We start from the raw sequence: 11,408 nt of genomic DNA on the forward strand, positions 1-11,408 counted from the left end.
ATTATTCCTCCACATACTCTAAAATATCCCCAGGTTGACATTGTAAAACCTCACAGATCTTATTCAAAGTCTCAAAACGGATTGCCTTTGCCCGATTATTTTTCAAAATTGAAATATTGGCCATGGTTATACCAACACGATTGGAAAGCTCTGTTACAGACATCTTTCTCTTTGCCAACATCACATCAATATTAACTCGTATCATAAAATCACCTATATAGTTAAGTCGCTGTCCTGTTGAAGGTTGACAGCTTTATTTAACAGATATTCAACTAGAGACAATAGGATGTAGACTATTGCCAAAACCAACACATAGATTAGGTGTAAAAGAATTAAATACCTATTCTGAACTAGAAAGATAAATGCAAGAAAGTTTAAAAAAACAACTAAAGCTATGGCAAATCCCACTGCATATCTAATCTTCTTCATGGTGTTTAGACTTTCTAGTGTAAAGATTTTCTGGTTATAAATATTTTCATACAAACCTAGGCATTTGAATCCACAGTAGAATATAGGGGCAGCCTCTAGATAAAAAATAACTAGCCACGGCAAATAAAATTCCCTATAATCTGGATGAATTTGTAAAATCATCTGTCCTTGATAGGGCAAATATTTAAATAAAAGAAATAAAATCCCCATCATAAGTAAAATTGATATTAACTGTAGAATTCTGGAATAAGTTTTTTCCATTTCGCACCACTCCCTTTTATTAAATTATAACAATAATTTATCGAAAGTCAATAAACAGTTATTGCAATAGGATAAATCCCAAAATTAACAAGGATTTTAGCAAACCTTTACATTCCTATACCATAATTAATACAAGGAGGAAGACTAAATGAAAACATTCATTCTAACATCTAAAATTATGGTCTACTTGATAATGTTGGACTTAATTTTAGAAATATTTTATTAAGGAGTTAAATAATGGAAAACACGGACTTTTTATGTAATAGTCTTAGAGGTAGAGTCTACTATGGCCCAAGGGATAAAAAGGAAGTATTTATTACCGTTGATGGCGAAGAGCTCTATTTTCACGAACTATTACAGGAGTGTAGGAAGGTAAAAAAGGATTATAAGAGAGAGGATTTGTTGGAGGATTTAAAAGAAATAGAAAATCTAGATGTAACTGATGCGCTTTACTCCAATAGCCCTGTAAAAATAGCAATGGCATTACTAGACGAAAGACTAGATTTAAAGGATTTGAAAAATGCCCAACATCAGTTCAACAAAGGAAATAATCTACTTTCCTTTTTATACAAAATAAGATTTCAGGCAGAAGGATTCCCAATTTAAAAATAGTGGAATCTTTTTGTTAATTGAAATGATGTGACATAACTGTTTAGGGAAACGGACCTTTACAGTTTTTTTATTTCAAAAATTGTCTTAGATTAAAGCCCAAAATTATGGTATTCTTTTACATAGGTGATGATATGGAACTGATAATAGAAAAGGCAAGGGTATCTCAAGCAGAAGAAGTCTTAAAATGTATAAGACAAGCGGCTGAAGAAAGTAACAACCTTATAGTAACAACTGAAAATCTTAAAAACTATACTGTAACTGAAGAAAAATTTTTAATTGATGGATATAGAAAATCAAAAACAGGACTGATGTTGGTAGGTATAGTAGATGAAAAGATTGTATCCCTTGGAACACTGCAAGGTAATTCTCTTGAATCAAAGGCAGGTCATAGGGTGACTTTAGGAGTATTTGTCCTAAAAGACTATTGGAACATGGGCATTGGCCGTCAGATGATAACGGCACTTTTAGACTACTGCGTAGGAAACCCCTACATTGAAATAGTCGACTTAGACGTTAGGGCAGACAACTATGCCGCCATTGGTCTTTACGAAAGATTTGGTTTTGAAACCATAGGAGGGTATAGGGACTATTTTAAAGACGGGGATGGCAGCTATGAGGACGCCATTTTAATGGCACTATATCTATAACAATATCTTATTTCACAAGATAAAGCATAAAAATAAAATAATCCTTAAGTTTTTCATTTATTAAATTAATGATATAATGAGAAAGATAAGGACGTGATGGATTGAATAGAAAACTTAGCAATCGTATGATACAAAAGAGACGGATGTATCAGATTTTTATAGACGCAACTACAGATATCATTGACCAAGAGGGAATTGATAGCGTTACAATTAGAAAAGTTGCTGACAGAGCAGGGTACAATAGTGCAACTATCTACAATTACTTTAAAAACCTAGACGAATTAAAATTCTTTAGTGTTATGTCCTACATGCAAAAGTATCTAGAAGCCCTATCCTACACACATGAGGAGTTTAAAGATCCCATTAGTAAGTATAAATATGTTTGGGAGGTCTTTGCAGCACAAGCCTTCAAATATCCAACGTATTTTAAAATTATTTTCTTTAAGCAAATTTATGACGATATTGAACCTGTACTACAACAGTACTATGAACTCTTTCCTGAGTCTATTCCAGGAGAAATCAATATTTCAAAAGATGTTATTGAAGATATGTTAAGAAAAGGAGACATTTCATCAAGGTCTATGGTACTTATGGAGGAGATAATAAAAAAAGAATTTATATCTCAAGAAGAAGGAGAAATAATAGATTCAATGGTGATACGTCTATTTAAAAGTCTACTAGATGAAGTGGAACAAAATCCATCATTAAAGGATAAATATATAAAAGAATTTAAAACCTACCTGGATATGTTAATACCAGATGAAATGTTAGAAAATTAAAAATAAATATTTTATGAAAAAAAGTAAAACGAAGCTCAAAAAACTTAGCTGATACCATATGCTAAGTTTTTTAGAGCTTTTTTATTGTGATGAGAAATTAGAATTCAATACAGATAGGGGGAATAAATATATAAATCATAAAAGTAATATTTCTGCAGAACAATACGCAAATTCGAATAGGAAATTTAATATGATAAATGGCTTGATACAACATTTGTTAGAGGTTAAGAATATGACAACTGTCAAAGAAATTTACAGTAGTTTTCTCAAAGAGATTAAACAGTAAAACTAAAGGAATTAAAATATTTTTGAAAGGAAATAGACCTGCATTTAAAGCTAAAGACATATTATTTTTTGACTGTAAAACATCTTGATTTTTTTCTTCTTTTTTCTAGATGTTTACAAATACTCGTTAATATCTTATAATAAAAGAGTAAATGTTAGAGGTGACAGTAATGGAATGCTTAAATGAATATTTCAAAAATCAAAGTTTGATTACAAATAAACAAGCAGAAAAAATTGGTATTAATAGGAGTAAGCTTGCTCAGCTTACTAAGAAAGGAAAACTCGAAAGGGTAAAAAATGGAGTATATAAGAAAAAAGGTGATATAAATGATGATTTTGCATTAATATCACTTAATAATGAGAAAGTTATCTTTTCCTTTCATACAGCTTTATTTCTGTTAGGGCTTAGCGATAGAAGTCCAAATGTTTTTCATATCAGTGTTCCTCAAGGGTATAATGTAAGTCATCTAAAAAAGCTTAAGAAAAAGATCAGGGTGCACTATATAAAAATTGAAAATTTTGATATAGGTGTTACTCTAGTAATAACTCCTATAGGAAATGAAGTACAATGCTATGATATGGAAAGAAGTATCTGTGATATTGTTTTGGAAAGAGATACCATAGATAAACAAGTCTTTACGGATGCTATTACCAGATACTTTAATAATAAAGAGAAAAACTTGAGAAATCTTATTAAATATAGTAGAAAACTAGGAATTGAAAATGAAATCAGAAAATATATAGAGGTATTGTAAATGATAGGCCCAGAAAGTTTAAAAGGAAAGATAAGAAATATATCTAAAAACAATAATCTTAGTTCACAAGAAGTTTTACAGATGTTTTTCTTTGAACGATTTTTAGAGAGGCTATCTCTCTCAAAATACAAAAATAATTTTATTATTAAAGGAGGACTCTTAATATCTTCAATAATAGGGATAGATAATAGGACTACAATGGATATGGATACCACTGTGAAAGGGATTCCTTTAAGAGAAGAAATTATTAGTAAAATTATTTCTGAGATTGGAGAAATAAAAGTAGATGATGGAATAATATATGAAATTACCGATATAACTCATATTAGAGAAAATGATGAGTATGAAAATTTTAGGGTACATTTAATTGCTATCTTTGGAAAGATAAGAAATGTAATGAAAATAGACATTACAACTGGAGATATAATTACGCCAAAGGAAATAGAATATATCTACCCTTGTATGTTTAATGAAAAAGGGATTAAAGTAATGGCATACCCAATCGAAACTATACTTTCTGAAAATACGAGACCATTATAAGAAGGAATATAGCTACAACAAGAATGAGAGATTTCTATGACTTATATAGCCTATATTGTTTTAGAAAAGATGAGATTGATTTTTCTATTTTGAAACAGGCAGTTATCTCAACTGGAGAAAAAAGAAAAAGTATATCTTTATTGAATGAAGCTAAAGAAATCATAAAAGATATTAGAGAAGACTCTTATTTGCAAGAATTATGGAAAGTTTATCTACAAGACAATTCTTATATCGAAAACCTTGATTATTTTGACGTTGTAAAAGTTATTGAAGTAATTTCTGAACAAATAACAATCGAGGAAATATGAAAATTCCCCCAATTAGTGCATATGTATATGAATTCTATTACATAGGAGAAATATTAATTTAGAATATTTTAGAATTAAACTAATAAGAACAATTGGGAAAAGGTAAGAACAAGAAATATATATATAAAATCAAGTGATATTTAAGCGGAATAGTACGCAAAAATAAACGGAAAATCTAATGGATAAAAAGGCTTGTTTCCAACATTTATTAAAGGTTAAGACCATACCAACTGTCAAAGACTATTGTAGGAAATTTTATTGAAATTTATGGTATAAACACGAATTGTAAAAAAAGAGATTATTACAGTTTAGTCTAAAAACAGAACAAAGCTCAAAAAACTTAGCTGATACCATATGCTAAGTTTTTTTAGAGCTTTTTTATTGTGATGAGAAATTAGAATTCAATACAGATAGGGGGAATAAATATATAAATCATAAAAGTAATATTTCCGCAGAACAATACGCAAATTCGAATAGGAAATCTAATGGATAAAAAGGCTTGATTACAACATTTAATAGAGGTTAGGAACATGCCAACTGTCAAAGACTTTTACAGTAAACTTTATTGAAATTTCTAAAATACATAAGAATTTATAGAAAATAGAGATTATTACAGGTCATTCGAAAAACAGAATAAAGCTCAAAAAACTTACCTGACTCCATAAATAGTGAAATTCATAATCTTGTAAACCTGAAAATCACAAACTCGCCAAGGCTCAAACAGTGTGATTTTCTTGCGGTTTACTTCGATTTGAATTTCAATCTATTTATTCCATATGCTAAGTTTTTTTAGAGCTTTTTTATTGTGATGAAAAAATTAGAATTCAATACAGATAGGGGGATAAATATATAAATAATAAAAGTAATATTTCCGCAGGACAATACGCAATTTTAAACTAGTAATTTAACGAATTAAATGGCTTGTTTCTAACGTTTAATAAAAATATTACTAATTGCAACTGTCAAAGACTTTTTGTAATCTTTAACTTATTTTCTCCTTTAGCAATTTATCTAGCTAAACAATAATCATGATTATTATATAATCGGTATTGCATTTTGATTAGAATGGTGGTATAGTAAGAATATAATCATGATTATATAATAATCGCTGATGGCGGAGTGGTAAATCGAAATAGGAGGTTTCTAGTGAAAAAGCTTGAAATAGGCAACTTCCATGTTAAGGATGTTGTATTCGGAGATATTACAAAATTTGAAAACGGTATCCTCTCAATTAATAAAGAGGAAGCGGAAAATTTTATTAGAGAAGATGAAAACATAACTGAAGTTGAGTTAAAGATTGCACGACCTGGAGAGAGAATTAGGATTGTGCCAATTAAAGAGGCATGCGAACCAAGGGTAAGACTAGATGGGCGCTCTGTTTTCCCTGGTGTCACTGGTGAAGTAAAGAATGCAGGTGAAGGAACATTGCATGCGTTAAAGGGTGTCTCTGTCCTAGGCGTAGGCATGCATATGGGAAGCTTTGGTGATGGTCTTGTGGACATGTTTGGCAAAGGTCAAAAGTATACTCTTTTCGGTGAGTTGATTAATATCTGTATCATAGCTGATACCAATGAAGACTTTGAAAGGTTTGAACAGCAAAAAAAGAATAGGGCAATTAGATGGGCGACCCATAGATTTGCTGAATATCTTGGAAAAACAGTATTGGAGCAAAAACCAGAGGATGTTGAAACCTACTGTTTTGAAGGTGTTTTTGAAAGGGACGAAAAGACCAATAAGTTGCCAAGGGTAGCCCTGGTAATGCAGCCTCAATCCCAAATGGAAGCCATGGGATACAATGATCTACTATATGGATGGGATTTAAATCATTTTGTTCCAACTTTTATGAATCCAAATGAAGTGTTGGATGGAGCCATAATATCTGGATCCTTTATGCCTTCTTCATCTAAATGGGCGACCTATGATATGCAAAATTTCCCAATTATAAAAGAACTTTATAAAGAGCACGGGAAAACGATAAATTTCTTAGGGGTAATCATGTCAAATCTAAATGTCTCCTTGGAGCAAAAGGAAAGATCTGCAATTTTTGTTGCAAATCTAGCTCAAGCTTTAGGTGTTGAAGGGGCAATTGTAACAGAAGAAGGTTATGGAAACCCAGACACTGACTATGTAAGGGTAATTGCTGGTCTTGAAGATGTTGGAGTTAAAACAGTGGGCATATCCAATGAAGCAACAGGTAGGGATGGAGCTTCTCAGCCTCTTGTGGTACTTGATGAAAAGGCAGATGCCCTTGTATCAACAGGTAATGTGTCTGAACTTATTGAGTTAGAACCTGCAGATGAGGTATATGGTGAGCTTGAAGCACTGGGAAGAGATGGTCTTTCTGGAGGTTGGGCAGATGATGAAAAGCTTGGACCTTCTGTTAGAGAAGATGGTTCAGTAATTATGGAAAACAATGCAATGTTCTGTGGTGATCAAATTGCAGGTTGGTCAACTAAGACCATGAAAGGATTTTAGGTGAGGAAATGAAAAAGGTAATTCACTATATCAATCAATTTTTTGGTGGACTTGGTGGCGAAGATACGGCATCAGTAGCTCCTCAGTTGGTGGAAGGGGCAGTAGGCCCAGGATTAGCCATAAATAAAAATTTAGAAGATGCAGAAGTTTCTTATACAATTATTTGTGGGGACAACTATGTAGCTGAAAATAAGGAAAAAGCCTTTAACGAGATAATAGATTTAATAAAAAATCTAGACTTTGATTTGCTTATAGCTGGACCAGCATTTCAAGCTGGAAGATATGGATTTGCTTGTGGAGGAGTTTGTAAGGCTGTTGAAGAACAACTTCATAAACCTACTATAACATCTATGCATGAAGAAAATCCTGGAGTCGAAATGTTTAGAAATCATCTAGTAATATTTCCAGGGGGAAACTCCGCTGGTAAGATGAAACAGGATGTAAAGGCAATGACTGATTATGCAAATAAACTGCTTAGAGGAGAAAAGCTTGGCGGATATGAAGAAGAGGGATTCTTCAGACATAGGGTAAGACATCAAATTTGGCTTGAAGAACCTGTTACTGCTGCGGTTAGGGGAGTTGAAATGTTAGTAAGTAAACTAAATGGAAAGCCTTTCCAAACAGAACTTCCTATCGAGATGAAGGAGAGAGTTCCAATTGCAAAGCCTATTAAGGATCTTACTAAAGCGAGGATTGCCCTTACTACAACAGGAGGTATAATTCCAGTAGACAATCCCGACAGGATTCAATCCGCATCTGCCACAAGATGGGGACGATATGATATTTCTGAAATTGATGATTTAAAAGCTGGCGTGTTTAAAACAACTCACGCAGGATTTGACCCAGCTGCAGCAGATGCAGATCCTGATGTAATTATGCCTGTTGACGTTATGAAAGATATGCTTAAGCAAGGAGTTTATGGTTCTTTACATCCATATTTCTACTCTACAGTAGGTACGGGAACAACTGAGGGAGAAGCTAGTAGAATGGCAAAAGAGATGATACCTCTACTACAGGAAGACAAAGTAGATGCAATTCTAATGGTATCAACCTGAGGAACCTGTACACGTTGCGGTGCAACAATGGTAAAAGAATTTGAAAAAGCTGGTTTTCCTGTGGTGATGTTGTGCAACTTGGTTCCAGTTGCAAAGACTGTTGGAGCTAATAAAATCGTTCCAACAATTTCAATACCATATCCTTTTGGAGATCCTTCTACTTCAAAAGAGGATCAATATAAATTACGTTACAGATTGGTTAAACGCGCTTTAGATGCTTTAACTGAAGATGTAAATGAACAAACAGTATTTTCAGTATAGGGGTATAGGTGCTTTAAAGCACCTTAGCCTCATATTTAAACAAGGAAAGTGGGATAAAAATGAAAAAGAATAAAAATATGGTATTTTATATATCCTTGGTAATAGTAGCCCTTATAGCATTCTTTGGAATCGTATTCCCCAAGGGCTTTGGAGAAGTTGGTTCTGCAGTATTAAACTTCTTAACCACAAAATTTGGTTGGTTTTACTTACTTGCTATGTTTGCCTTTGTAATATTTGTGTTTACCTTGGCCTTTAGTAAATATGGCAAGATAGTTTTGGGAAAGGACACGGATAAGCCTGAATACTCAAATTTAACATGGTTTGCAATGCTATTTTCGGCAGGAATGGGAATAGGACTTGTATTCTATGGCGTTTCAGAACCGATATCACATTTTATGAAACCGGATATGGGCATTGTTCCAGGTAGTCCAGAAGCAGCAAACTTTGCACTTTTCTCCTCCTTTATGCATTGGGGAATTCACCCTTGGGCAAGTTATACGATTATAGCGCTACCTTTAGCCTACATGCAGTTTAGAAAAGATAAACCTGGATTGATTTCATCTTTGCTTATTCCCTTAGTAGGGGAAGAAAAGGCTAAGGGTCCTATTGGGAAAGTCGTAGACATCCTTGCAATTTTTGCTACTGTAGCAGGCGTTGCAACTTCACTGGGACTTGGAGTTTTACAAATAAATTCAGGAATTAATTTTCTCTTTGGAGTTCCCAACAATGAAATCTTTGCCCTTGTGACCATAGTCATCCTTACAGTTATTTTTGTTTGGACAGCTGTTGCAGGTATTGAAAAGGGAATTTCTAAAGTTTCTAATTTGAATATCCTAGTTGCCGGTGGAATAATGCTTTTACTATTCATCATTGGACCAAAAATTCAAATTCTAAACTCTCTAATCAACACTATGGGAAGTTATATATCAGGAGTCGTAAGGGAAAGCTTAAGGCTTAACCCTTTCCAAGACAACTCTTGGCTAAACGGTTGGAGGATATTTTACTGGGCATGGTGGATAGCTTGGGCACCATTTGTAGGAATTTTTATTGCTAGGATTTCAAAGGGAAGAACCATAAGGGAATTTGTTGCAGGAGTTACTACAATACCTGCCCTTGGTTCCTTTGTATGGTTTTCCATATTTGGTACTACCGCAATTTCCCAAGGACCTAAGATTGCAGCAAAGGCGGTAGAATCTACGGAGACTGCACTTTTTGTAATCTTTAAACAACTCCCTTTAGGAATGTTGATGTCAATTATATCAATAGTATTGTTATACACCTTCTTTATAACCAGTGCCAATTCTGCAACCTTTGTACTTGGAATGCTAAGTGAAAATGGAGACTTAAACCCTTCAAACAAAACAAAAATAATTTGGGGAATAATACAATCTGCCCTAGCCTATGCGCTATTACTGGCAGGTGGATTACAGATGTTACAAACAGCTTCAATTACAGTAGCTTTTCCATTTGCCATAATAATGATACTGGTCATGGTATCCTTTATAAAAGTGCTAAGACAAGAGAAGGGATTATAGAATTTGATAAAAACAGGACTGTAAAAAGTCCTGTTTTTATCGTCTCCAGAGGTCCTAAAAGATTTATAAAAGAAATACAGAATTGATTTTTTTTGATTTGTTACAATGATATATAAGCTAGAAAATTTGTAAAAGATAAAAAAGGAAGTGTTTATGATGACAAAATATTTAATAACCATGGGTCTTCTCTCAATTTGTAGAACGGCAGGTTTTATTTTGTTATTTGCTTTAATAGACGGACTACGGGAAATAAGTTTACAAATTCATAATAGAAAAATTAAAAGGCTAGCTTATAATCTCCTTTTAATGATTTTCATCGTTATTTTGGGGACTGGAATAGACAGTTATCGAGGGAAATTACGAAGAGAAAATTATGATAAGTTTAAACCCGTAACTAGTATTGTACATTATGAGAAGATAGACAAAGAGGTGGATTATGCATATTAGACCTACCGTAATATCTGGATTTTGTTTAGTTCTAAGTTCTATATTTTTTGCTGTGTCCTTTGTAAATGCAAAAAAGGTGGGAACAAAACTTAAAGAAAAAGAATACAATAAAATCGGTTTATATATATTAATTTTTGCTATAGCAGCATTTTTAGATGGGATATTTAGCGAGTTTGCATTTTTAATCTAAGTTTTCTACAAAGACAGGTTGACTTATAAAAATAAGGGCCTGTTGCAAAAGTCCTAAAAATAAAAGACGAGGAAACTTCTAAGTTTGACAGCAAAAAAAGAGCAAGACTCCTGTAAGCCTTGCAATAGCTTGCTTACAGAGGATTGCTCTTTAAATTAATTTTGCACAACGTTTTTGATTTTCGTATTTTTAAAATTTTTTCTTAACTTTTGAGCAGCAATAACTTCCATATCCGTATTAAAACAAGAAATTTCATGTAATTTATCAGTCAATTCAGTTTTTGTGTAAGTAGGGATATATAAATCTCTTTTCCTCCATTTTTTACCTTAGTGAGCTCCATAGCCCTTTGTCGTCCCCGCTCATAAGGATTTCTATTTCCAATTATTTCTTTGATTCGTTCTAAAGTTCCAATTGTTTCAACAATTTTGTTAATTCTTTTTTCCTTAACGTAAATAGATTCAACAATATAAAAAGAAATAGCATTTTAAGATTTAGAAGTTTGAAGTCTCATGATAATATCGCTCCTTTATATTGATTTCATAGCACATTGCCAGATGTTATGAAATACAAAATTATAAAATTGACATAAAAACGCGTTTTTCAAAACGTTCAAAGGTTTTGGTATGTATTCAACTGTCAAACTTTCGTGAAAAACAGGACATTTCAATATGGACAGAGGTTTTTTTGTATTCAATTTTAAACTACTAGCTCTTAATTCCATTATTTTGTTTTTAACAATAAAAAACGCTTGCACTATTAAAAAATTATGATATAATCCTGAATTTGACAGTAAAAAAAGAGCAAATCTCCTGTAAGCCTTGCAATAGCT

The 11,408-nt window shown here is 32.7% G+C and carries 11 protein-coding genes and 1 pseudogene; 10 read left to right on the plus strand and 2 right to left on the minus strand.

Going from position 1 to position 11,408, the window contains the following annotated elements:
* Position 1 precedes the first annotated feature (1 nt).
* Together Q1K37_RS03315 and Q1K37_RS03320 are read right to left on the minus strand one after the other, a co-directional pair.
* The gene (locus Q1K37_RS03315) at positions 2-181 is read right to left on the minus strand and encodes a helix-turn-helix transcriptional regulator (protein ID WP_366524084.1); all 180 of its coding nucleotides are present in this window, start codon (positions 179-181) and stop codon (positions 2-4) included.
* Between the two features lie 32 nt (positions 182-213).
* Positions 214-690, minus strand: a complete 477-nt coding sequence (locus tag Q1K37_RS03320) for a DUF2975 domain-containing protein (protein WP_300409342.1) — start codon at positions 688-690, stop codon at positions 214-216.
* Between the two features lie 237 nt (positions 691-927).
* On the opposite strand from Q1K37_RS03320, the gene Q1K37_RS03325 reads away from it, so the two are divergent.
* From Q1K37_RS03325 to Q1K37_RS03370, 10 genes and pseudogenes are all read left to right on the plus strand, one after another.
* The gene (locus Q1K37_RS03325) at positions 928-1,296 is read left to right on the plus strand and encodes a hypothetical protein (RefSeq protein WP_300409344.1); all 369 of its coding nucleotides are present in this window, start codon (positions 928-930) and stop codon (positions 1,294-1,296) included.
* Between the two features lie 137 nt (positions 1,297-1,433).
* Positions 1,434-1,949 carry a GNAT family N-acetyltransferase gene (locus Q1K37_RS03330; RefSeq protein WP_300409346.1) on the plus strand — a complete coding sequence of 172 codons (516 nt, stop codon included), beginning with the start codon at positions 1,434-1,436 and terminating at the stop codon, positions 1,947-1,949.
* A 101-nt stretch (positions 1,950-2,050) separates the two neighbouring features.
* Positions 2,051-2,728, plus strand: coding sequence for a TetR/AcrR family transcriptional regulator (locus Q1K37_RS03335; protein WP_300409347.1), 678 nt, complete (start codon positions 2,051-2,053; stop codon positions 2,726-2,728).
* Between the two features lie 455 nt (positions 2,729-3,183).
* Positions 3,184-3,768, plus strand: a complete 585-nt coding sequence (locus Q1K37_RS03340) for a type IV toxin-antitoxin system AbiEi family antitoxin domain-containing protein (RefSeq protein ID WP_300409349.1) — start codon at positions 3,184-3,186, stop codon at positions 3,766-3,768.
* Positions 3,769-4,616: pseudogene (locus Q1K37_RS03345) on the plus strand (nucleotidyl transferase AbiEii/AbiGii toxin family protein).
* Between the two features lie 1,146 nt (positions 4,617-5,762).
* Complete coding sequence (locus Q1K37_RS03350; RefSeq protein WP_300409351.1) at positions 5,763-7,091, plus strand: glycine/sarcosine/betaine reductase component B subunit; 1,329 nt, start codon at positions 5,763-5,765, stop codon at positions 7,089-7,091.
* A gap of 8 nt (positions 7,092-7,099) precedes the next feature.
* Positions 7,100-8,407 (plus strand): glycine/betaine/sarcosine/D-proline family reductase selenoprotein B, encoded by a 1,308-nt coding sequence (locus Q1K37_RS03355; protein WP_300409353.1) that lies wholly within the window; start codon positions 7,100-7,102, stop codon positions 8,405-8,407.
* Positions 8,408-8,466: 59 nt separating this feature from the next.
* Positions 8,467-9,942 (plus strand): BCCT family transporter, encoded by a 1,476-nt coding sequence (locus tag Q1K37_RS03360; protein WP_300409355.1) that lies wholly within the window; start codon positions 8,467-8,469, stop codon positions 9,940-9,942.
* Positions 9,943-10,095: 153 nt separating this feature from the next.
* Positions 10,096-10,389 carry a hypothetical protein gene (locus Q1K37_RS03365; protein ID WP_300409357.1) on the plus strand — a complete coding sequence of 98 codons (294 nt, stop codon included), beginning with the start codon at positions 10,096-10,098 and terminating at the stop codon, positions 10,387-10,389.
* A complete protein-coding gene (locus Q1K37_RS03370; RefSeq protein ID WP_300409359.1) occupies positions 10,379-10,579 on the plus strand; it encodes a hypothetical protein in 201 nt (66 codons plus the stop codon). Before Q1K37_RS03365 ends, Q1K37_RS03370 begins: the two co-directional genes overlap by 11 nt.
* Positions 10,580-11,408: the final 829 nt, after the last annotated feature.

It is taken from the genome of Lagierella sp., from assembly GCF_029983815.1.
Classification (GTDB): domain Bacteria; phylum Bacillota; class Clostridia; order Tissierellales; family Peptoniphilaceae; genus Mediannikoviicoccus.

Coding starts and splice junctions, on each gene's coding strand:
- Q1K37_RS03315 (WP_366524084.1), bottom strand. CDS start 181: ATGTTGGCAAAGAGAAAGATGTCTGTAACAGAGCTTTCCAATCGTGTT.
- Q1K37_RS03320 (WP_300409342.1), bottom strand. CDS start 690: ATGGAAAAAACTTATTCCAGAATTCTACAGTTAATATCAATTTTACTT.
- Q1K37_RS03325 (WP_300409344.1), top strand. CDS start 928: ATGGAAAACACGGACTTTTTATGTAATAGTCTTAGAGGTAGAGTCTAC.
- Q1K37_RS03330 (WP_300409346.1), top strand. CDS start 1,434: ATGGAACTGATAATAGAAAAGGCAAGGGTATCTCAAGCAGAAGAAGTC.
- Q1K37_RS03340 (WP_300409349.1), top strand. CDS start 3,184: ATGGAATGCTTAAATGAATATTTCAAAAATCAAAGTTTGATTACAAAT.
- Q1K37_RS03360 (WP_300409355.1), top strand. CDS start 8,467: ATGAAAAAGAATAAAAATATGGTATTTTATATATCCTTGGTAATAGTA.
- Q1K37_RS03365 (WP_300409357.1), top strand. CDS start 10,096: ATGATGACAAAATATTTAATAACCATGGGTCTTCTCTCAATTTGTAGA.
- Q1K37_RS03370 (WP_300409359.1), top strand. CDS start 10,379: ATGCATATTAGACCTACCGTAATATCTGGATTTTGTTTAGTTCTAAGT.